We start from the raw sequence: 23,144 nt of genomic DNA on the forward strand, positions 1-23,144 counted from the left end.
CTTGTTGTCGCTCCGCCAAAATCATTCCCCTATCACCAACACAGCCCATCCCATGTCCAAACATCCTGTTCTCGCGCTACTCATCGCGTGCCTGTCATTGCCGCTGCTATCCTCACAGAGCCAGGGGCAAGCCGCGCCTGACGATCCCGCCACCCTCCCTGGCCTTCCACCTGCGAAGGATGGTGACCTGCTCTGCCGCTGCATCAGCACCTTTCTCCCCGGGAAAAACGAGATTTTCTACTTCAAGATGGACAACACCTACCACAAGGTGGCGCTCACCGGCGAGGGTATCTCCCTACCCTTCCCCGTGCGCGGAACCAGCACCTTTACGCTCTATACCAAAACCGTTTCCGAAGAAGATAAAGTGGTCTACACCCCTGTCGTGGAACAAGCCCTCAAAGGCTCCGGAGGAAAATACATCGTCATCATCAGCCGACCCAAAGACAAGACCACGCTCAAGGCAAAAACGTTTAACATCAATACCGCCAACTACCCAGCGAACCATGTCTATTTATTCAACGAAAGTCCGGTCAGCCTCGGCTTGCAGGTCAACGATACCAAGGCTGTGGTAAAACCGTTCGAGACTTACAAATACAGCTATCAAAACGCCGGACGTGACACCTATACCTCCGCCAAGATTGTCATGGGCTACAAGGGCGAAAGTAAAGTCATGGCCAGCAAGAGACTGCGCCTTGTCCCGGGCCGCCGTATGATCCTGGTCTGCTTCCCAAGTAAAACCCGCACCCAGATGGGAGCCACGCCGCTAGGCATGGTGCTCTATCAAGACAAGCCGTAGTCAGCCACAACAACCGGCTTCATTCCTTTTCCCCCTGTGCAAGCACCTGAACGGTCACCTGCCCAGGCAGTGATTCCAACTGCACCTGCCCATACTGGCCACGTCTTATTTTCAACACCCGCAATGATTTCATCGTGGCCAGGGGTGCCAAATCCTTGGCCGGCATGTTGCTGAGGTCGAGCTCGGTCAGTTGTAAGCCCCTGAGCTGGTCGAGGTCCCGCAGCTGGCTGGCGTGCAGGTCCAGGGATCGCAAACGGAGCACTCGTAATATCGACAGCGGTAGCTTGTCGGCCTTGTTCGGCGGGGCATTGGGACGATAGAGTGTCATCAAGCCCTGACCACCAATCTCCAAATGCATTCGCCGGCCGTCAAAGATAAATACCTGGTTCTTCCAATGTGGGTTGCCCAGCTTCAGCACCTCTCTCACAATGGTGGCTTTTTCCGAGTCCGATTGCCTTATCAAGCTGTCATAGATCACCATTTTCTCGACTAACATTGCCCGGTTGTTGCCCGCGATGTTTGTTAGTCTTTCCATCAAACGAATAAAGTCCTTCGGCGGCAGCAAGCCGTCCTCCCTGACCAGCGGAGCAAACTCAGGGGTCATTGCCAGCAAATCCCTCTGACCACCAACCCGCCTGCTGTACAATTTCCCGGCCTCTTCAAAACGCTGGGTGATAAACAGCAAATAGGCCTTCAGACCCCATGTCCGGTCGCCTGCGGGCGGATTGCTCGCCAGCTTCTTGTCCAGGCCCTCCATGGCTTTCTGGACAGCGACCAAAGCCAGTGATTCATTTAAAATGATATCATCCACCAATAAGACCGTGCTGTCGATTGTGTCCGCGCTGTGCTTGTTTAACAAGGCTTCCGCGTATTCCTTTTCCTTCAGATAACGATCGAGTGACAGCTCGGCACGGTCCCGTTCCTGCTTGGCCGAGGTCAAGGCGTCCTCCGTTCGCTCCAAGGCCTGCTTTGTCGCTCCATGGCTGGTTTGTAACTTCTGGGTGAAGAACAGTGCCACCCCTAACAAAAACACGGTAAAAAAAACGGTGATCAGGCTGGGCAGCTTATGACGGCGGTAGAACAGCAGTATCTCGCGGCCAAAACCCGTGCGTTCCGCGCCCACACTGAAACCCATGAGGTGACGGTTGACATCTTCCCACATATTCTCCACCTGCCTATAGCGGTCATCCGGGTTTTCGGCGCAGGCTTTGGTAATGATCGCGGTAATGGCTTTTGAGTGGGACGGTTTCTTGAAACGCGACTCCGGTGGATGCAAGGTGTCGAGTTCATAAAGCAAACAACCCAGGGCGTAGATATCCGTTTGCATGGTTTTCGAGGCCCTGGAATTATCTTGTTCGGGCGCCATGTATCCCGGTGTCCCCTTGATTGGAGGCTCTAACTGGTCACCATATAAATCCGGGTCCAGCAGTGCTTCGGAGCTATGTTGTTCACTCTCCTTGCGCTCGATTTCACCCAGACCCCAGTCGCATACCTGCACCTCGCCAAAGGTGCCAACCTGGATGTTTTCCGGTTTCAAATCCAGATGCAACACATGACGGGAATGTGCATAGGCGATGGCTTCGCAAACTCTGAGAAAAATGGACAGCCTCTTCTGAGTGGAATACTCCTCCAGATGTTTATCGGCTTGCAGGAACGAAAGAATCTTGCGCAGGGAAAGCCCGCGTTTGTATTCCATGGTGAAAAACGGACGCTTCGACTCATCAATACCCATGTCAAAGAGCTTGATGATGTTAGGGTGCTCCAAACGCGAGGTGATATGCCCCTCACGCAGGAAGGCGTCGTAGCGCTCTGGCGTCACATCGGCCTTGGGCCTCGCCATGGCAACGTGACGTTCCGTTTGCCGGTCGTACACCCGGAGGACTTGCTTCATGCCGCCGACACCAATTTCCTCCTCCAGCTCATACCTGTCCTCGATTCTGCCGAGAGCGCAATAGAGTGGACAAAGGGTCTCGGTCGGACTGCCTGACAAATCAAGCGGTTGCTGCCCGGCTTCCTCGTAGAGCTGGCTGTAGATGGATTTCCCAGGCATTAGTTAGAGGTGGCCTCACCGAAGTTTTCGAGGTCGTGTTTTAATTGTTGGATTTCCTTCAGCACCACGGCCTTCACCCGTGACTTGAGGATATACACCGAGCTTGTTTTGATATTCAAGAGCCCGGCAATCTCCTCACACGATTGGCCGTCCAGTGACATTTTAAAAACCTCTACCGCCTTGCCGGAGAATACCTGGCTGGCACGATCCATGGCCAGGCCCACCACGTATTCCTGCCACTCCTGCTCCACGCGCAGATCAAGCGCCGGATCATCACCCAGCACCAGACGATTCCCGTCGCGGTCATCATCCAGGCTCGGCCCCGAGGGTGTGCTTTGGTTTGACCTGATGATGTTGAGCGCGGCATTTTTGATCAGCCGGGCGAACCAGGTCCTGAACTTGGCGCGCTCGGGGTCCCGGTCATAGGACTGCAAGCCTTTCCAAAGCAACAACGACACCTGCTGTCTGGCGTCATCCAGGTCAGCACCCCGGAATCCCATGGCCTGCAATACCTTGGATATAAATGGCTCGTAGTAACCCAGCAGCTCTTCCCAGGCAAGCTGGTCGCTGCCGTCGCTGGCCCGCTGCAACAGACTGACACGCGTACGCATGGCATCCGCCGACGGGTTGGCTGGATTTGTTGGGGAGTCAGGGGCCATCACGCGCTAGTATGGGTTGGCTGATGATTGGGTGCTGTAGCACAAAACCTTCCCAGCATTGTGCGAAGCTAGAGCGGGTTCTTATCTTCGGCAATAGATATTTCATCGATCGGGATCTCCTTCAGCTCGCTTCCAGGCTTCGCGACAGGCTGTTCAACCGCGTTTTCCTCTGCGTCATTGATGCTGTCACCAGGATCCCGCATCCGTCGCTCCAGGGCGAGTTCGGCGGCAAGCTCGGAGCCGTAAAGAAATGCCTGCATGGCAAAATAGATCCAGAAAAGCACCAGCACCAGTGTCAGGGCACTCCCGTAAAAACTGCCCACATCCGTGTGTTTCAAGAACTGGGCCAGCCCTATTTTCAAACCGACCAATAACAGGGCACTGACCCCGCCGCCGATCAGAGCCTCGGAAAACTTGGGTGGTCTGGCCGGAAGCCACCGCATCGCCACGGCCGCCAGGAAGACCATGGCACCAAACGACAACATAGGTGACACCGCAGTCGCCATTCTCAGCAGCAACGGGGAATCGTTCAACGAGCTTACGATCACCCCCATCATGGTTTCAAAGATCACCGCACTGGCGATGAAGACACCTAACAAAAGCAGCATCAGCATCGCTGCCAACCGGCCCACCAATCCGGCAATGGCCGCCTTCCTGCCTTTTTTGCGGGGCACGCCAAAGACCTTGCCCAGGGATTTCCGCAGTTCGGCGATGACTTTGGTGGCGGCAAAAAACAGCAGCAGGCCTCCAATGATCGGTGACACGGCTGAACCCACCCAGTGGATCTCGTTTTTCAGAATCTGTGCGAAGTAGCCGCCCACCGTCGGCCCCGCGACCCGGTCCGCCTCGGTCAACAGAATCCGCGTCGCTGTCTCCTCATCCACAAAGACCGAGGCTATGGAGATACCCACCAACAGGATGGGCACCAGCGAGATCAAGGAATAAAACGCGAGCGCCGCCGCCTCGTCGGCATGTTTATGCCGCCACCACTTCGAGGCCGACCGTGATAGGCGGACAATCCACAGCTTCCCTGTTCCCAATGACTCGAGTGGCTTCATTTAAGATGATGCAAAGCATACACAAAACACGTTCCAATACCAGATTTCATCGCCACCACCATCCAGAGGCATCTTATCGTGAGTATTTTCATCCCGGGAGTTGTGTGCTGGTCCTGGTCTGACTCATCAACGTGAATGGATACCTTGTTCTGCGGCATGGATTGAAGAGGGGATTACCCTGAAGAAGTCTGTCCTTGGCTATTGCACCACGCTGAAAATAAGAACATGATCGTCGGTAGAGCATTCCGGGGGATGCCTATTGCTCCATGAATTTTCAATTGATTGCCATGATCCTGGTCTGCTGCTGTGGCCAGGTGTTTTCTCAAGAGCTTGCTCTTGAGAGAAAGTCGCACCCCCATTTCCCGGAGGATGAAGCCCACTTGGATAGTCAGTACACGGAACAATCACTTCATCCTGCCGGGGGATCGAGCGCGCTCACCAGACAGGAAACCTGGCTGCGCAATCAACTCAGGCGATTTCCCTCGGTGGAAAGCCGGACGTATCCACCCAAACAACAATTCGGCTACCTCAGTCGGCAACATCCATCCACCCCGGACGATGCATCCATGGAGGAATGGGTCCAACTCGAACTCAACACGGCGAATGACATCCGGATTGAAGGCATCGCCCTGATTCCCGCTTATTACCCGGAACATGCCATCGATGGCCATTTCGGCTTTCCCAAGAGGTTTAGAATTGATTTATACAGCTATCTCGAGCCAGACAAGCCTATCAACGTCGTCGACTGGACCCAGAAAGACTTTCCTGACCCCGGGCTGTATCCTGTGATATTCAGCGTCCCTAACATCGCGGCACATGCGGTCAGACTCACCGTGACCAAGGGGGCCCTGAAACATGGCTCCCAGTTCTTTGCGCTTGATGAAATCATGGTTTTCCGTAACGGCAATAACGTGGCCCCCACGGCAGCACACCTACCCACGGCATCCGGGCAAAGAAACCTTACCCCTTATTGGCACCTGAACTACCTGATCGATGGCAAAACCCATCTGGGGACGTTCCTCAACGCGAAACAAGGGGAGCCGGTGGCTGATTTCATCCAGTACTTTGAGCATTCAACCCAGCCCTCGCCCGAGGTTAAACTGACGATCGATCTGGGTAAAACATACAGCCTGGGGCGTATGGAGCTTTATGCCGCCAAGGATCCGACGACTGCCATTCCCACTTTGGCCTTGCCACACCGCTACCATATCGAGCTGTTCGAGAGCTTGCAGCCACCACGGGTGATTCGATCGGAATGGATCGACGCGACCGACACGCCCCACATCCGTCTGCACGCCCTCGCCTCCCATGATGCCCGCTACGTGAGGATTACATTCACCAGGCTCCCTGTGCGCAACGGGCACTCCGTTCTCGCGCTGGGGGAACTCCGCCTCATCGGCGACAACGTTTTCGAACTCGACGCCAACCAGAGCAATCTGGCATTGGATAAAAAAGTCAGCATCCATCACAAGCTCAAAGGAAGTCCTGTCAGCCCGACACTTCTGGTCGATGGCTATGCCAATGGTAAACAGATTATCCCCGAGCGCACCTATATTGAACACCTATCGAAAAAAGCCATCGTGGAAAAAGCCCACCGCGCGATCATGGGAGAACGCATGGTTGCCCAGGCCGTCAATTCCCAGCGTCGCTGGACCATTGGTATTTCCCTGGGAACCCTGGCTCTTTCCGCACTCATCTTCTGGTTGTTCCATCTACGGAATGAGAAATACGCAGCAATACGCCATGTCCAGCAACAGATTGCCGCGGACCTGCACGATGATATCAGCGGCAACCTGGGCACCATCTCGATGATCTCCAATCGCCTCCGGAGCCTGACTGACGACCCACTGTCCCAGGAAAAGCTTTTTGAGATCAGCCACCTGTCCAAGGAAAGCTACCTCTCCATCAAGGAAATCATCTGGCATACCGACTCGCAGGCCAGCAGCTTATCAGACCTCTTTGCCCAGATCAAAAGAGCCGGGCGCAGCATCCTGAGTGAGTGCAGGGTGATCCATGAGTTTCCCGACCAGCTCAACGACACTCAAGTTTCAGCGATCACCAGGCGCAACATCATGCTCCTGATCAAGGAGTCGTTCTATAATTGCGCCAAATATGCCAAAGCGAAGAACATGCTGATCCGTGCGCAGATCGACGAGGCATCACTGGTGCTTACCATGAGGGACGATGGCTGCGGATTCGACAGCACATGTGAAAACATATCCACCAGCGAGTCTGGCCGGGGCCTGAAAAACATGGCGTTGCGCGCTAAACTTCTCGGTGCCGACCTTAGCATCGACAGCTCGCCCGGACAGGGAACCGAGATCCAATTGACCATTCCGTTAGACACCCAATAATATGACAAACCCCGCAACACCTGGTGAGACAAACATCATCAACTTATGGATCATCGAAGACAACGCAGCCTTCAGGTCCAATCTATCAGAAACACTCAACACCGTGGATCACATCTGCTGCCAGCATGATTTTTCATCCTTTGAGCAGGCCATTGAGTGTCTGCACAACACACGTGACAAACCCCAGCTCATGCTCATTGATCTGTCACTCCCGGGCATGAGTGGAATTGACGGGCTCAAACTGATCCAGGGAACCCACCCCGACATCCGTTGTATCGTACTCACCGGCTCTGACCGACAAAAGGACGTGTTCAAGGCCATCTGTGCCGGGGCAGCGGGTTATTTACTGAAAAACACCAATGTGGAGGATATCATCCATAGTATCGAGGACGTCATGCAGGGCGGTGCCTCGCTCGACCCCCATGTCGCGTCGATGGTCCTCAATGCCTTTCCCAGGGACAACTCGCCACCGAATGAACACGACCTCACTGAAAGGGAACTCCAAGTCCTGGAACTGCTCGCCGATGGAAAAATCATCAAGGAAATTTCAGAGGTCATGAATCTGTCACCGCACACGGTGAAGTTCCATGTGGCGAATACCTATAAAAAGCTCAACGTCCAGTCGCAGGCGGGCGCGGTCGCCAAGGGGATCAGGAAAGGTATCATCTAGCCAGCCAGCCGTGACGGCGGTTTGTAACCGCCCCGTCAATCATGCCACAGCGCGTGGCGGTTTCAAACCGCCGCCACATTCTGTTGCACGCGTATCCAAGGTGCATTGGAGTGGATGCATTCCGGAGAGCACCCGAATGGACACAAGTAAGGCCGTCCCCCGGGGAACGGCCTGCTTGTGTATGAGCTAGTCCGGACTCGCTATTCTAGCGCTTCCTCCTGACCAGGAATCCAAGACCGGCAAGGCCGAGAAGGGCCGTTGCGGATGGCTCGGGCACTTGTATCCCTGATATTTGAATGTCGCCGATACGTGTAGCCCCACCCGAACTTTGTGCATTCACAGTCCTGTCGGTAAAGGCGACTCGCATTTCAACGGTTTGCCCGCTTAACACATTGTAGGTATCGTTGAATGTAACCGTTCCTTTGTCACCGTTACTAGTTGATGTGTCAAAAAGTGTTCCATACTGGGTGAAGGTCGTCCCCCCGTCTTTGCTGATAAACAACCCTGCATCACGCGCTGCATAGAAGTCGCCGTTTACCGAGTTATTCCACATTTGGAAAGAGAACTGGTTGAGGTTTAAATCCTGGGCAGCGGTAAAACTTGCTCCGATCCAGTTACCATTATCCTTGGCATAGGCAGGTGTCAAAGCAGCGCTAAGCGGACCCGTGCCAAAGTTAAACTGCATGTCTCCTTGATCTCCAAACGCCCCCTGCATATGAGTCTGCGTATTGATTGAGAAGAGCGATGTATTGCTGCCAATAGAGGTGTTTGCATCGGATGAAGTTACGAAGGAACCATCAGTCGTACCCACACGTGAGAGCTGGGTGTCGCTGCCTCCACTGCCGGGAAGCAGGCTGTCGTATTGGAGAATCACCCCAGCGGATGCTGAGACGGCGGTAAACCCGAGGGTCGCTGCGGCAAGGCAGCTTATGGGGAGGATATTTTTCTTCATATGTCTATGTTGTTCGTGTTTGCTTTTGGAATGCGTTTGGCGACCAGCCATCATCCACTATGGACACAGTATCAGAAACTCCGGGTCTGACTACCTAGCCAATCGGCTAGTTCTCAAGGTGCTTTGCAAAGGTAAAGTTTCCCCACAAACCGTATCCCCCCTGCTAACCCACAACAGCCATTTTGAGCCTGCTGTGGCGCTCAGGATTGTCGCTACAACGCCTGCAGTGCGAGGCCGATTGTGGACAGTGAACCGTCCTGGTTCCAGATCGAGCCGGGTGTGCCTTTTTTCTTGGAGAAATAGGCATAGCGTTCGACGCGGCGGTGCTTTTCGAGGAGCTTGAAGGCGGCCAGGGCGAACTTTTCCATTTCCTTGTGCGTGCCGCTCCAGCCGTTGAATTCTGTCAACCATAACGGCAGGCGGTAGGCGCTGTACATCCGGTCGAGGTATTTCTCGAACTCGTTGATGCTGGTGCCGCCATACCAGTGAATGGCGAGAAAATCGACCTTGAGCCGCTGCCGTTTCGCCCCCTTCATGAAGCCGGCCAGCCAGTCGAGTCCGGGTTGATCACTGGAAACCGCCGGACTTCCGAGACGCAGGTTTTTTTCCTCCGCCAGCTTGACCAGCTTCGGCCAGTGTTTCAGTCCCTCCTCCACGGTCAGGTTCCCCTGTTTCAAGCTAGCCAATGAGGCAGGCCCGGCAGGGGGACTTCGCATGCGTGAAGGTAGGGCATGTTTGCAACATGTCGGCAGGATGTGTGAACCAGCCCATAGCTAACAAATATTCCACGGTTGCCGACATGTTGCAAACATGTCCTACTTTGGAGCTTCGCTCTACTCTTTTGTGGGGGCCTTCTGGTAGACCCTGACATAGTCGATCACATAGCGCGACGGAAACGCCGTCTTCGATGGATCACCTCCGGCCTTGCCACCGATGGCCAGGTTCAGGAGGATGTAATGTGGCTGGTGAAACGGGTTTTTCGGACCGCGACCGGTACCGTTTTTGGTTTTATCCAACTCAATGGTATTCAACAGCCGGTCATCGACGTAGAGTTTGATGCTTTTTGCATCCCAGTCCATGCGCCAGATGTGAAAATCCTTGTCCCAGTTTTTACCGAGTTTGGCGACGGGTGTATGGCTCGTGTCCCAGGTAGGTTTGAATTTCCAACGACCCTCCCAACAGGCGTTCGCCAGAATTTTCCCGCCATAAAACTCCATCAGGTCGATTTCCCCATTCGCGGGCCACGGCCCGTCCATCCCCAGAAACCAGATCGCCGGCCACAGCCCCTGCCGGGTGATGATTTTTGCCCGTACTTCAAACCGGCCATACTGCCACGCGTGGAGCCCTTTTGTTTTGACACAAGCGGATGTGTATTCGGCGTGGGGGCGGTTTTGCTGCCACCTGGCCGATCCCTTTTTATAGTCCGGGTTTGCCTTGCGTTCCCTGCGGCCCTCGATGACTAACAGGCCGTTTTTACAAAACGCATTGTCCTGCTGATACCATTGCAGCTCGAGATTGCGCACAAAGCCGTTTTCATAAACCCAGTTTTTGGGATTGGGTTTGCCGTCGACATCAAACTCATCGGCCCAGACGAGTTTCCATGCCCTGGGTTGCGCGGTGGCAACCGCGACGCCGGCCAGCGCGCTGATGATGCCTAGGCGGATCTTCATTTGATTCGATAATGTCCGGTGATGGGAAACTCAAACAGCCGCGCTTCCTCCCGTGCCCCACCACCAATATTGTGGATCACCATCGGTGTGCCGGAGCTGTCGTTCACATCGCTGACAATCATGATGTGGGGCAGCTTCCCAGCCACGGTGCAGGTGACCAGATCACCCGGTTGGTAGTCGGTTTTGTTTTTGCTGATGGCAAGCGACCATCCCCTGCGCTGGAAATAGGTTTGCAAATTGGGCACGCGACGGTGGTCGATGTTTTTGTCCGTGCGCTTGAGTCCCCAGACCCTGGGATACCTGGAGAAATTCGCACGCATATCGTCGTGGACAAGCTGCTGAAGGTCCATTTTCCTGGATTTGCGCAGAGCCCGGATCACCACATCGGTGCAGACCCCCTTGCGGATATCGATGTCACCATTCGGATAATCCAGTGCCACATAGGCGGGGTCATACTCCGTTGTTTGTCCAATCTGGGTGCGGGCGGCATTGACAATGTCACTTACACCCGACGGCCTGGCGGTTTCCAATTTCCCCTCCTGCCCACAACTGCTGCAGCAGAGGGCTATTACCAGCAATCCATGTTGAATCAAGGCACGCGAAGTCACAGCGATCAATACGTCGTTTTCCCTGCCCTACTTACAGCCTATTACAGGCTATTCAGTGATCAAAGAAAACCCCGCCCCGCACGAAGCGGGACGAGGTGATCTTTCGGGGGTTGAAATGTGTCTATTGACGGCGGCGTAGGATCAGGGCCAGGCCACCAAGTCCGAGCAACGCCGCGGATGAGGGCTCGGGCACGATCGCACCGATCGACTGATTGGTAAGGTCCACAAACAAGGTTACGGGTTGATTGTTACTCGTTGTTGTAAAACTGATCGTACCGGCATTGTTGCTTATTCCGTCCGGACCTACCTGGTGTTCCCACCCCGTGGCACCGGTTCCATCGTTTGCCTTGAACTCATAAGTTCCCGGAGTGCTGATGGTCGTGTCCAAAGTAAAGTAACCTGCACCTTGTGGTGTCATATTGAATGTCGGGTCTTGTGGAACCCAGTCAGCAGCACCACCCGCCGCAACCATGAAGTTGCCAACCGCCTGAAGCGGGGCGTTGTTGGAAGTAATCCAGACCACGGCATTTCCATTGTTGTTGGTAAGATTGGTATTCACTGTGATCAGCGAGGAGCCCGTTGCATCACCCCACAGTGCTGTATTGACGGGAACAATCTCCGGATCACCCCAGACCGTCGGCAAAGTACCTTCATTATCGAGTACTTTGAATTCATAAAGGACACCATCTGATAGCCCGGTTGCTGTATAGGTGTAAACACCGCTCGCTTCCGTCATCACCAGGGTGCTATTCATTGGATCCCAGTCTGCGGGGTTGCCTTGTTCGGTTTGTAGAGAACCGACGACGACAAGTGACGCCTGTAGCGCGCTTACGGAGGCCAGCGCTACAGCTGACGCTATCATTGTATTTTTCATCTTGGTAGTTGTATTTGCAGTTAGTCTATAAGCCAGATGCTTTTGGCTCCTATCGGCCTACACTAAAAACCCCGTCCAAGTTACGGAGAGAATGTATTTTTTCCCAAAATAAATGATGGCAAGGGGGTTTCCGTCACCCGGACCCGGTAAAACCGGCGGGGTCCGGCACTGCCACCCGTGTGGGTCAGGGTCATGCTGGTGCCTGTGGCGAGGGAATTGCCATCGACGACGGTCCAGGCGTCCGCAGCCCCCAAATCCGTGCTGGATTCCAAGTGGTAGTAGCGGTCCGCCACGGTGCTGAAGGTGATCTCGTAGTCGGCACCGTTGGCCACGATCGAAGTCGTCACGAAAACCGAGGCCGGATCGAGCGGGTTGGTTCCGGCTGCCTCTTCATCGGCATTGTTCCGACCGTCGCCGTCCTCGTCGGCCGTGGCGAGCAGCGCCTTGACGGTGTTACTCTGCGTGCTGGCCGGGCCCGCATTGGATGTGTCGTGCGGGTTGACCGCTTTGACGGAAACGGAGACCTGGTCACCTATCGAGCCACTGACCGTGTAGCTGCTCTCCGTGGTCAAAAATGTGCCGGTCACACTGCCGTTGACGGTCACCGTGACGGCATAGCTTGGCACCACGCCGCCGGAGTCAGCCGCGACATCCGCCCAGTCGAATGTGACGTCGGTTCCCAGCGCATACGCGTAAACATTCGGCATCTCCGGCTGTCCGGGCGTCGCCGTTGGTGCGGTGACATCGTAGAGTTTGAGATACTGGGCTTCGTAGGGAGCCGTATCCCACCCGCCGGTGGTGGTCGGCACCTTTTTCATAAACACCGTGAAACCCGTCAACTTGAGATTGGCTCCCGTGATGCCGCTACCCCAGAGTAATACGTCATCACGCCCTGTGATCGTCGGGGGGCGGTTGTAGGCGGCGATGTTCCTGGCGTTGTAGGTGCGGCTGTCTTGCAAACCTAACAATGTAGCGAGGCCTGCCGGGATTTTAAAATGATCCGACTTGTCATTATCGCGATCAAGGTTGGCGAAAGCAATGACCACGTCACTGGTCGCTGGTGAGGCATTGGGTGTTTCGTATTTTGCAACCGCATGTATCTGGTCGTTGCCACCATCGCCATCGAGGAACCACCGGTTGCTTGAGCGTAGCGCGGGGCTTGCATTCCGCGCTTTCAGCATCCCGGCAAGTACGGGATAGAGTTGATCATTACCAAAATCAGCATCATTCCAGATCGGCATCATCGAGTTCCAACGTTTGAAATGGGCGATCTGTTTTCCAAAATTCGTTTCGTAATGGCTATACCCAAAGGTCTGGCTAATGCCCAACTCCTGTCCAGGGAAGATCATCGCCAGGCCATCATTCGTGGCAGTCACCGCAGTGCGCACCACGGCCTGCCAGGGATCACTGTAGCTTTCCTCGTCGTGGGATGAGGTATTCATCAGCACCAGGCCCTGACCATACGCATTGCGGCGGTCTTCAAAAATATCGCGGTAGGAATACTTGTTGGAAGCACTTTTCAGCGGAAAAACAATATTCTCGTTGAGGATGTCAAAATGCCTTGCCGATCGATAGGTTACCTCACCACCATCCAGCGACTCTGCCATAAACACAAAATTCCACTTCCGTGTGCGGGTCCGGTTGATGATGTACTCCCAGCACTGGGGTGGCAACCCCTGGCCAAAATCAGCACGTAATCCGTCCACCCCCGACACGGTCTGTGTGGCAAGGTCGGAGCCGGCTGGCACGCCCGTCTTTTCCAGCCAGTGAAGTGAGTACTCGGCAAAATATTTCCAAACCCCGCGGGTAACGGCATCAAAACTTCCTGTGGCGATGGTGCTATCAAACCAGTCACCCTCATTTTTGTAGCTCGATCGCTCAGGCTCCGAGTCGTATTCAACCAATGCATCATAACGACCGAAAAACACGTCCTTGACGTCATTCCATTTTCCAAAATCAAAGCGGTCGGGACCGGCGGCAATATTGGCTGCTGAGGACGCTCTGCTGCCATAGTTCCCGTCCAACGAAAAGAACCTGGCCTCCTTGTTCCGAATTTCATCCGTAGCGGCACATCCCGGGCTAAACAGCTCCACCCCCTTGGAGGCCAGCTCCACATCGAAGGCGGTATGATTGAATGGTGCATCCAACATAACACCCACCCCTTTGTTGTCTGCTGCGGCAACAAAATCCTGGAATGCGATCATTGCCGCCGCGCGGTTCTGCGCTGTTGTATTCGCGCCGTTGTAGTTGATTGTCATCAACTCATTGACTTCAAAGAAATTCTTCACCGCATACGGACTTCCCGGATCATAGGGGCTACCCGTACCTGGATCGGTTTCCCGGCCTGCAACCCCGTTAGGGTGAATCGGTTGGAACCAAAGCCAGTTACAACCAAGGTTTTTGACATAGTCCAAATCCCAGCGGTTGCTGCCGTTATGCGCAGCACCCGCTGCGTTGTGAAGATCCTCGAATGTTGATCGGGTCGCAAAGGTGTCGCCACTGGCTTCAATATTGAAAACGTTGACCTCGTAGAGATTGATCTCACGGGCATTTTTAGGTGAAATCACTAAACAGTGGTCACGCTTACCCCCGCCGTCGGTGTCCGAGTACCAACGGTAAGTCCCGGCCGCATCTCCATGAAGACGATAGCGGGCACTCAAGCGGTAAGCGCCGGTCTTCGACGCGTAGAGGGTGATCTGATAGCCGCCCGCGACAAGGCCCATGCTGTGGGCTTTGAAGTAGTGGGAGTCATCCCCAGCTGCGATGGCATTGCCATCCGGGGGCAGGATACCGTCGTCTATACCATCGGAATTTGCATCATCGTCCGCACGGTCGCGTCGATTCAGATTGGTAAAAACCTCGGCACTTTCCACACCCGTCGTTCCAGGATCAAAGAAGATGGTTATGGGAATTGAGTCCCCGGCAACTTCATCAACAAACAGGTGCGTGGTCGTGTAGTTCGCCTCCACCTCACTCCCCGCCCGCACGGTTGAGTTCGGGCTGATCTTGAGGTTGGCAGCCGATACAATGACGGCGGTCGACAGCAGGATGGAAAGTATGGTTTTCATTGGGCTCATCAGGGAAGCATGATTTCGAGTCGGTAAAAGCGATGGGTTTCAGTGATCGGCGCCTGGCTGGCATCATCGACCTGGCGGTGCGGATTCGGTGTTTCGCCGAGGGTCAGGATGTCAGCGCCGAGGCGGTTCCAGGTGCTGAGATTATCCGACCACCAAAGCCGATATCGACGGTCCGCTATCGTGGGAAAGTCGAGGGTCACGCTGGAGTCGGCATTGACGATCGCCCACAACTTCGGGAAAAGGTGCGTATCGGCGACCTGGGGATTGAGTCCCAGCAGGTGCTCGGTGGTGTTGTCCAGGCCATCATGGTCCGGGTCTCCGCTGCCACCGTTGTCAACGTTGACAGTACCATTGTCACCCGGATCCAGGCTGTTGGCACTCTCCCAGGCGTCCGGCAGACCGTCCTCATCACAATCGGCGCACACAGCCGACAGTTCAAGGTCGAGGGTAAAGTTGGTGGCAGTGCTTTCCAGCTCCACTTGTTCCGTCTGCGCCTGGTTACGCATGTTGATCGTGTCAGGCAGGAACGCCGGCCCCTGTTTATCGCTTGCCGAGGCAACATAGGCTGCCGATGTGTAGTGCACCGCCGCGTTCACGGTTTCGTTTAATGTGCTGCTGCTCACTACGACGCGTGAGCCGTTGTCGCTGGCTGGTGCGAGGTGGCGCTGGCCATGGACTAACAGGTCGTCCAGGTGGGGTGACATGCCAAAGCGCACGTAGAGCTTGCTGACACCCCCTGTCAGGTTGTAGGCGGCGCTCAGTTTGTTGGATCCGTCGCTGAGGGAAATCGTCTTGGCCACTTTTCCATCGGAGCTGGTGAAGGCCCAGCCGTTGGTGCCTGAAACCGCGACGGTATAGAGATCGTTGACGTAGGCGTTTGTCTCCGGTCCCGAGGCAAACCAATCCTTGAACCCGCTGGTGCGGTAGGCGTTGATGTCAGATCCCGTCAGCACGCTGTCGCCTTCAAACTCGGTTTCACTCCCCGAGTATGCGGGATGGTTACCCACTATCTGATAGACTTCGCCCAAGGTCACATCACGTGCCCAGGCGGCGGTGAGCCGACCACCCGTGGCTTCGAAGACGGCAAAGACGCGGTCGTTTTTCAGGATGTATTCGTTTACCCCGTCCAAATCCACATCCTGGGCGATCGCTGCCGCCGTGGCAGGTGGACTGGCTGCCCAGAGTTCGACCTGTTTGTAGAGTGCCGCAAACCGCATCTGCGACTGGCTGTGTTTGGAAAATCCGGTGAGGCTGTTGTAGTCGGAATCGACCCAGATGTAGGCACCGGTGCTGTATTTGCTGGTGTCATTATTCTGCTGCTGGTGGAACGCGGTGAGCGCGGTGGCGCTGTGCGCGGTGGCACGGGCAAGTTTACCAAGCCGGGATGTTGGTGCGGCTAACAGGTCAACCTGATCCCACGCAAGGTCCGCCATTTTTCCATCATTCAATGTCTGCATGCCAAATGGCTGGGCGACAGGGGAGCCTGGTCGAATTTCAAACACCTTATTCAAGATCCCCTCCTCACGCGCGCCGCCGTTATACCACTCATCGTAATCCTCCTGGGTCGCATGATCGAGCCAATCGTGGCTTGTTTTCGCAATAGCGGGTGAACCGCGATCGATCGAGAACCAGGTGTCTCCTACCCCGTCCCGGGTGACATCGATCTGGCCTGATGCAATCTGGTCGGGTGTCACGATCTGGATCCACGGCTTGTTCGCCAGCCAGCGTAGGTTGGTGTCGTAGGCATTCGCGTTAGCAACGTCTGCCATTTCGTCCCAGTGATGGTAAATCACCACAACCTGGTCCTGCACGCCGCTCTGGGCTTTGCGCTGATAGAGGTTCCGCAGCGGTGCCGGCAAACCATTGTTCATCGTCTGGTAGCGGTAGGTGCTCGCGGAGTCGTTGATCAGGAAACATTTCACGCCGTGGTAGGTATTGAGTCGATATCCATCGTCCGAGATCGCGGTATTGCGGCCCTGCCATTTAAAGAAATGGCGCATCTGGTCAATGAAGGTGTAGCTGTAACCCATGCTGGACACTTTTCCCAACACATCAGCATCGACCACCCGCTCAGGCGACCAGAACACACTGGTCGATGGCGCGGCGGCATAGATGCGCTCCATGGTTTCACCTGCCAGCAACACGTTGTCCAGGTTATAGGCTGTGGAAAAGTACGACGGCATGTGGTCGGCGTAGGTGGTTCCTAACAAATCGATCCCACCCGTCTGCGCCATGGCTGCGATACGGGCGTTAAACGACGGCCCGTCGAGCCATGGTTTTCCTGCGGCCTGGTCCACCGAGGCCCACTGCACTGCCGACGCCAGGGTAGGCGTGATATGCAGGGTGAGCGGCACCCCGAAGGCTTCGTGCGCATCGAGACTGCGGTGCCATCCGGTGCTGAAGCCGCTGTTGATTTTTTGCTGCGTCTGGCTTCCCGGGCGTAACGCGTGGTTGGCGTGTGAGAGCATGATGACCTTGGCTTTTTTACACTGGTCGGGGTAACGTCCATTGCCATCCGCCTGCATGTAGCTGGTCAGTTTGCCATTTGATGCGATATAGTCCTGGGAACTCCAGTAGTCTTCAGCCAGCCAGTCGTCGTAGATGGTATCCCGGATATCGTTACGCCCCCCCATGTCGCCTGCTCCGGTGCCATCATTCTGGGTGCCGTCACGAGTGGTGTAGACTTGGAACCGCAGTTTGCTCACTCCGTTCCAGCCGGCATCGATGAGTGCCTGGCGACTGATGGAAAACTCCATCGCATCCAGATCCGAGTTAAAGTAGGCGCTGCCAAATCCGTTGACAGCATTCTGGTCGCGCACTTGCACACCGGTCGCGGTCAGGTCCTGGTTCACCGCAGTGGTATTTACCGCCGGGTTGGTATCGACGTAGACGCGGCCGGTGTTTCCTTTGTAACAAGCGGCAACCACCTCCCACTTCATCTCGGTGAGGATGTCCACCTGATCCGGTAATGCGGCCTCGCCACTGGCGGTGTTTCCCGTGTCGATTACGACGTAGGTATCGAGGTTGCCCTCCTCGGCAAAGGGTTGCAGATCGTAGAAATCGAGGCGGAAGTAGTAGTTGCCGTCCGCGCCGCCATCACGGGCATAGAAGGCGACAATATCACGTGAGGTATCGAAGCCGTCACCGGCGATATTGACATCACCGCTTTGGTTGTTTCCCCCTTCACCTTCACGTTCGTCAAAGGCGACCAGGTCGTCACAGGTCCAGCCATCAAACTCCCTGCCATTGACCGTGTTGCCAACCGTCACGGCATCACCCGGCCCGATGGTGATCGAGTTGGCGGGAAGAACCGCCGCGGCATCGCTGACAAGCGGTTTACTGCCGCTGGTTTGCTCCTGGGCATTGGTAAACGTATCGTTGTCCGGATCGCCACCGGCACCTTGCAGCGGATCGCCATCGTTGACCGCTGCGGTGCCGAGATTGTCCGTGCCGTTGTCCAGTGGATCGAGCCCGTTTTGCACTTCCCAGCCGTCAAGCAGACCATCGCCATCGGTATCTTTCGAGAGAGGATCGGTTTCCGACCACACTTCACCGGCATCATAGATTCTATTCCTGTTCGTATCGCCAGTGATCAGGCCATCGTAGTCCTTGTCCTCCCCGTAGCCGTCGCTCAGGCCATCGCCATCTGTGTCGGGATTGTTAGGGTCGGTTTCCAACCACGTCTCGCCAAGGTCCATTTTACCATTGGGCCAGACCTTGCCACCATCGTTACGGTCGAGCGTGTTACCGTCACCATCGACCCAGCCGTTGTGGACGCGGATGGTCAGATTCAGGGCAGATGCCCAGTCCGGGTTATAGCCATCCTCGACGCCATCCAGGATTCCATCACCATCACTATCGGGATTTTGAGGGTCCGTCATCGAACCATGAATCTGCTCGGTACGACCCCGGTTAAAGTTGTAATTCGGCAGGTTCCAGTTGTCGGGCACTGTGTTGAAATACGGTGGGTCGAGGTCGGCCTTGAAATTGGGTGTGCCATCGCCATCCGTATCCCGGGATACAATCGTGCCGTAATCAAAAACCGAATCAGCATCCGCATCGGTAAAGGGCTCGGATGTTTCGCCGGCGTCATGGACACCATTGCTGTTGGCATCCTCCCAGTCGAACTTCTGGTTCCCCGCGCCGGTATTGTCCGGTCCGTAGCCGGTGTCTGCAAATGCCTCACCCACCTGACCTGACGGGACGCCCGACCAACCTACCTCGAGTGCATCGGGAAGCAGATCACCATCGCTGTCGGGGGTCACCGGGTTACTGCGACCATACACACGCCAGACGTGCACCTGGCCGTTGGTCCATGTCTCACTGTTGGTAGCGGGCAGGGCTGCCGGCGTGGTTTCGTTAACATCCAACAGCCCGTCATCATCGTCGTCAGTGTCGTTGGGGTCTTCTGGCAGGATTTGCCTGAAAATAACCGACACGTCACGTCGTTGCGATGCGAGGACCGGACCCGCGGCGATTTTCCTGGCATCGACCCTAAAGCGATATGCCCCTTCATCGATACCGCTCCAGACGTAGTCCCAAAGTTTTTTTCCACCGGATACCTGGACGGTTGGAGCCGACAGGGTTCCCGTGCCGTGCTCCCAGACAATATCGAGCTCCACTACGTCAGCATCGGTTTCAATCCGGATCGGCGTCGACCTCTGGGACGCGGTCGGGCTGGCTACGGCGGGAAGCAGCACTTCGTAGGGTTTGCCATCGCTATCAAATGCAGGTGGTGTCGTGATGCTGAGGAAGGTGGTTTCAACCACCTCTGCCTTTACCCTGCGGTCCGCCTTCAACATCACGCCACCGCGTGTGTGAGTCACATTGATATGATGGATGAAACCCACCTGTCCGTTGTAGAGGTTGGGTAAATTATATGCCAGGGCATGATAGTCGGCCGTTTCATTGCGGATGATGGAATACTGTGCCCTGTCCTGCGCGACGGCTCCTTCTGTCGACCCGGACACGCGGCTTGCAATGGTGATCAAAAACTCATCGATGAGCTCCTGGTCTGATTTGCCGTCACCGATCGACTTCGAGAAATACGCCTTCATGGTGTAGTTTTCTCCAACCACATCCTCATCAGCCGATGGGAAGGCTATGAACATCCTTGTGTCCGGACCGTTAGCGACCACATTGCGTGTGATGGTGGTGTACCAGTTGGCCGTGTCATCGGCTGTACTCACCGTGCCGGTGAATGCCGGGGAGTCGGCAGATGATTTTTCGACAAAACGCACCTGGATCCTGGACGCGATGTTGCCCGACGGGATGTTGGTGTAATTGAAACGCCACTCCTTGGGGTAGCTGCTGGTTATGGTAGCCGACGGAATGACCTCGGATGCCTGCACCCATTTCCCCACGCCGTTGCCATTGGAGGTGCCTGTTTGCACGTCATCGTTCGGGCCCGTGCCGTCATCGATAAAGAACCATACTTCATCGACGCTGCTGTCGGTCCTAACAACCACCCCATAACTTTGATCAGCAAGCGTGTCATTTTCCGCAGGAAACACCACCTCACCGGTCGGGCGCTGTGCATCGTAGTAGAATGTTTGTTGGAAGGTGTTGTAGAGTGATGCCTTGCCATCGCGTTTCAGAAAGGCCCGGCCACGGAGAATATGAAAACCTTCTTCCAGGCCCGTCTCGGCCACGCCATAATCGTTGTGCGGATAGACTGTTGCCGTGGTGGCATTGAAGTGATCAATTTCAAAAACCGTCATCATGTTCAGTTTCTGATCAACCTGACCGGCGCCGGTGGGAAAGACGCTGGCGAGCGAGTTGGTGCCGTCGCTGGTGCGGACGCTCGATAGCTTATAGCGGAGATTGACGATCCCCGCGCTGGGAATAGACGTGGTAAACCATGAGCCACCATCGGCGTCATGCGACCAGTTCATTGTTGCCACTTGGGTTGTTCCGACCGGATCACCGCCCGAGCCCTCGGGGTTCGTGCCGTCGGTTGTGTAGTAAACGTAGTTGATGTAGCCAACGAGGCCGGTGTTGGACTTCGACCAGAAGGTAATGTTTCCACCCGACTCGTCGTAGTGTTTAGGAGTGCCGGATGGCGGTGTGTGAACAAATTGCGTGGGGTCGTGGAACAGGAATGCCACGGTATCCGCCGGGATCGGATTCGTTCCACCGCCATCGGTCACCGTCACGGTGCCACTACCCACCGTGGTTGCATAGGTTTCAGCCCCAGCCGAGCCAAGCGTGCATCTCGCGGTATCGACGGCGGCAAACTTCTCCGGCCCCTGCCTTCTAACAAATCCAGGTTGTTCGTAACCCATAAACACATCCGTACTCACCGCCGGCGGGTTATCGCGGTAACCGGGGTCCGTGTTTCCTCCGGGACGTGTGCCGTTGAGATCCACGCCGCCATCCAGGCGAAGCATGATGTTTTCGGCCGAGCCATCTGCCCGCACAACGAATTTCAGGTCGCTGCCATTTGTGACCCGGGGGATATCAAGGCTGTAGCTGTAGTCGGTGCCATCGGCATCGGCGACGCCGTAGGGGTTGAAACCGGGGTCGCCATCGGGGCCGTCGCGCCTTTCCACGGTGATGGTATCGACAGGTTGATCATTCTGATAGATTTGCACCGGCTGGCCGCCGATGTTTGCCCAGTTGTTTGCCGGCTCGGGCGTGCGCCATGAAAAAACAAAGTATCCGCCGGGAGGGACGATCACACTACCGAGGTTTGAAGCGTAGGTATAAAATCCTGCCAGGCCGGGGCCACTGGCGTATTGATAGAGATAGGCATCGGTCCCCCCACCAATCGCCGGATACGATGTAGAAAACCCACGCGCCTGACCCGAGGAAAAATTGTCATTAAACAGAAACAGCCCCGTGACACCATCGGCATCGGTCATGCCGCCGTTTTCACGTTTATCAATGCGCTCGTAGGCAACGAAGTCCGCGTCGCTCCAGCGGCCCGATTGATAACCGCGGGCAAAGTGCTGGTGGATGTAGGCGAGGTTCGGAAGACGTGGATCGGCGTATTGGCCGAGGAAATTGGTATTGGCATGGCGTGGAAAGGCGCCACCGCTCTGGCTCAGGGTTTCCGCCTGGTAGTTGCCGTCGGTGTAAACCAGCGGCAGGCCGGTGCGGGTGAAGTAGAACGCGTGCTGCAGCTCGCGGCGCGACGCATACGAGTTGTCGTGGCTCTGGGCGTGCATCACCGAGACGCTGTCGGGAAAACCACCCCAGCCCGGCTGGTCGAAACCGTTGAGGCCGGCGGACGGGTTGCCGAGCCGGTTGTTGAACTCGTTGCGCAGGTCGTTGTCGACCAGACGCATCCCGGCGTCGATGTAGCCCTGGTATCCGGGAGGCTGGCCGAGGTGCTCGCCGAAGAGCATGGCGTCGTCGCGCGGCAGCTGGGTATTGAACACCGTGTCGCGGTGGTTCGCGTCCGAGAATCCGCGGGTGATGTTGAACTGGCGCTGGATCTGGCCACTATAGCCGTAGTCCGAGGTATCCTTGTCGCCGCCGTAACTGGCCCCAAAAAACTGGTAGGGCGTGTGCTTGACCGCATCGAGCCTTAACCCGTCGGCCTTGGTGATATCCACCTGCCAGCGTGCAGCGCGGTAGAGCATTTCATTGACCTGCTCGGCGTAGAAATCCGGGTTGGTTGTTAGGTCCGTCAGGGTAATGCCGTTTCCCGGGCCAAAGCCGACGTAGGTGCCCTCGCTGTTGGCATGCCGTTGTCCCGCACCGCTCGGTTTATAACAATAGTATTCCGGATTGCCAGGGTGGCGGACGAAGGTGATTTTCTTGATGCTGTTACCCTCGTTGCTTCCGAAGTTATTGTTCCAGTCGCCCGGCTCGGTGGCGATGTCGATGAGGTCGGACAGGCCGAGGTGCATCACCTGCCATTCGTCGCCCCAGCTGCGGGTATTGTCCCATTTCCTGTAGTTGCCCTCCTCGGTCACACGCAGGTGGAAGTCCTCGGGCACAAAACCCGGATACACATCGATGGGCACACCCGAGTTGTAACCCGGCACATCGAACGCATTGTGGTTCATCACATTGTCAAAGTACACCCGGATGCCGAAACGGTGCGCTACACGTACCATCTCCAGAAGGTCCTGTTGGGTGCCGTAGCGGGTGCTGATCGAGCCCCGCTGATCCTTGCCGCCGAGATCGAAACGGTCCCAGCAATCGTATCCCACCGAAAGCCCGCCGCTGGCCTTCGTCGGTGGCGGCACCCAGATCGATTCATAACCTGCCTCGGCGAGTTCCGGCATCTTGCGGGTGATCTCACGCCAGTTGGTATTAAAATACTGCAGCATCGCCTCGCCAAAACTTGAGGTCAGGCCGAGGAGAAAAAGGAGTGATGATAAAAAAAATACGCGCATAAATTCGATGAGGGTTCCAAAGTTAAAG

Annotated in this window: 13 protein-coding genes; 3 read left to right on the plus strand and 10 right to left on the minus strand. The window is 55.8% G+C overall.

Translation table 11 applies throughout. The features are described 5' to 3' along the window. The first annotated feature begins 52 nt into the window (after positions 1-52). Positions 53-796, plus strand: coding sequence for a hypothetical protein (locus H7A51_12640; protein ID MCP5537059.1), 744 nt, complete (start codon positions 53-55; stop codon positions 794-796). 19 nt (positions 797-815) lie between these two features. Here the strand turns inward: H7A51_12640 and H7A51_12645 are convergent, their stop codons facing one another. From H7A51_12645 to H7A51_12655, 3 genes are all read right to left on the minus strand, one after another. Beyond that, complete coding sequence (locus tag H7A51_12645; GenBank protein ID MCP5537060.1) at positions 816-2,846, minus strand: protein kinase; 2,031 nt, start codon at positions 2,844-2,846, stop codon at positions 816-818. Continuing rightward, positions 2,846-3,505: a sigma-70 family RNA polymerase sigma factor gene (locus H7A51_12650; protein ID MCP5537061.1), complete on the minus strand. Its 660-nt coding sequence runs from the start codon at positions 3,503-3,505 to the stop codon at positions 2,846-2,848. The genes H7A51_12645 and H7A51_12650 overlap by 1 nt, the downstream gene beginning before the upstream one ends. Before the next feature lie 68 nt (positions 3,506-3,573). Then, positions 3,574-4,563 carry a YihY/virulence factor BrkB family protein gene (locus H7A51_12655; protein MCP5537062.1) on the minus strand — a complete coding sequence of 330 codons (990 nt, stop codon included), beginning with the start codon at positions 4,561-4,563 and terminating at the stop codon, positions 3,574-3,576. A 266-nt stretch (positions 4,564-4,829) separates the two neighbouring features. Between H7A51_12655 and H7A51_12660 the strand changes: the two genes are divergently transcribed. Together H7A51_12660 and H7A51_12665 are read left to right on the plus strand one after the other, a co-directional pair. Continuing rightward, entirely contained in the window at positions 4,830-6,917 is a 2,088-nt protein-coding gene (locus tag H7A51_12660; GenBank protein ID MCP5537063.1) for a hypothetical protein, read from the plus strand. 1 nt (position 6,918) lies between these two features. Next, the gene (locus H7A51_12665) at positions 6,919-7,587 is read left to right on the plus strand and encodes a response regulator transcription factor (GenBank protein MCP5537064.1); all 669 of its coding nucleotides are present in this window, start codon (positions 6,919-6,921) and stop codon (positions 7,585-7,587) included. A 205-nt stretch (positions 7,588-7,792) separates the two neighbouring features. On the opposite strand, the gene H7A51_12670 is transcribed toward H7A51_12665, so the two are convergent. From H7A51_12670 to H7A51_12700, 7 genes are all read right to left on the minus strand, one after another. Further along, positions 7,793-8,539 (minus strand): PEP-CTERM sorting domain-containing protein, encoded by a 747-nt coding sequence (locus tag H7A51_12670; GenBank protein ID MCP5537065.1) that lies wholly within the window; start codon positions 8,537-8,539, stop codon positions 7,793-7,795. Between the two features lie 212 nt (positions 8,540-8,751). Then, positions 8,752-9,255, minus strand: coding sequence for a hypothetical protein (locus tag H7A51_12675; protein ID MCP5537066.1), 504 nt, complete (start codon positions 9,253-9,255; stop codon positions 8,752-8,754). Positions 9,256-9,372: 117 nt separating this feature from the next. Then, complete coding sequence (locus H7A51_12680; protein ID MCP5537067.1) at positions 9,373-10,209, minus strand: glycoside hydrolase family 16 protein; 837 nt, start codon at positions 10,207-10,209, stop codon at positions 9,373-9,375. Beyond that, positions 10,206-10,739, minus strand: a complete 534-nt coding sequence (locus tag H7A51_12685; GenBank protein ID MCP5537068.1) for a DUF1287 domain-containing protein — start codon at positions 10,737-10,739, stop codon at positions 10,206-10,208. Before H7A51_12685 ends, H7A51_12680 begins: the two co-directional genes overlap by 4 nt. A 199-nt stretch (positions 10,740-10,938) precedes the next feature. After that, positions 10,939-11,691 carry a PEP-CTERM sorting domain-containing protein gene (locus H7A51_12690; protein ID MCP5537069.1) on the minus strand — a complete coding sequence of 251 codons (753 nt, stop codon included), beginning with the start codon at positions 11,689-11,691 and terminating at the stop codon, positions 10,939-10,941. Between the two features lie 80 nt (positions 11,692-11,771). Beyond that, positions 11,772-14,759: a hypothetical protein gene (locus tag H7A51_12695; protein ID MCP5537070.1), complete on the minus strand. Its 2,988-nt coding sequence runs from the start codon at positions 14,757-14,759 to the stop codon at positions 11,772-11,774. 8 nt (positions 14,760-14,767) lie between these two features. Next, a complete protein-coding gene (locus H7A51_12700; protein ID MCP5537071.1) occupies positions 14,768-23,116 on the minus strand; it encodes a hypothetical protein in 8,349 nt (2,782 codons plus the stop codon). Positions 23,117-23,144 lie beyond the last annotated feature (28 nt).

The organism is Akkermansiaceae bacterium (assembly GCA_024233115.1).
In the GTDB taxonomy this organism is placed as follows: Bacteria; Verrucomicrobiota; Verrucomicrobiia; order Verrucomicrobiales; family Akkermansiaceae; genus Oceaniferula.

Bases quoted from the DNA above. Each gene is read 5' to 3' on its own strand.
- H7A51_12640 (MCP5537059.1), top strand. From the start codon at position 53: ATGTCCAAACATCCTGTTCTCGCGCTACTCATCGCGTGCCTGTCATTG.
- H7A51_12645 (MCP5537060.1), bottom strand. From the start codon at position 2,846: ATGCCTGGGAAATCCATCTACAGCCAGCTCTACGAGGAAGCCGGGCAG.
- H7A51_12650 (MCP5537061.1), bottom strand. From the start codon at position 3,505: ATGGCCCCTGACTCCCCAACAAATCCAGCCAACCCGTCGGCGGATGCC.
- H7A51_12655 (MCP5537062.1), bottom strand. From the start codon at position 4,563: ATGAAGCCACTCGAGTCATTGGGAACAGGGAAGCTGTGGATTGTCCGC.
- H7A51_12660 (MCP5537063.1), top strand. From the start codon at position 4,830: ATGAATTTTCAATTGATTGCCATGATCCTGGTCTGCTGCTGTGGCCAG.
- H7A51_12665 (MCP5537064.1), top strand. From the start codon at position 6,919: ATGACAAACCCCGCAACACCTGGTGAGACAAACATCATCAACTTATGG.
- H7A51_12670 (MCP5537065.1), bottom strand. From the start codon at position 8,539: ATGAAGAAAAATATCCTCCCCATAAGCTGCCTTGCCGCAGCGACCCTC.
- H7A51_12675 (MCP5537066.1), bottom strand. From the start codon at position 9,255: ATGCGAAGTCCCCCTGCCGGGCCTGCCTCATTGGCTAGCTTGAAACAG.
- H7A51_12680 (MCP5537067.1), bottom strand. From the start codon at position 10,209: ATGAAGATCCGCCTAGGCATCATCAGCGCGCTGGCCGGCGTCGCGGTT.
- H7A51_12690 (MCP5537069.1), bottom strand. From the start codon at position 11,691: ATGAAAAATACAATGATAGCGTCAGCTGTAGCGCTGGCCTCCGTAAGC.
- H7A51_12695 (MCP5537070.1), bottom strand. From the start codon at position 14,759: ATGAAAACCATACTTTCCATCCTGCTGTCGACCGCCGTCATTGTATCG.
- H7A51_12700 (MCP5537071.1), bottom strand. From the start codon at position 23,116: ATGCGCGTATTTTTTTTATCATCACTCCTTTTTCTCCTCGGCCTGACC.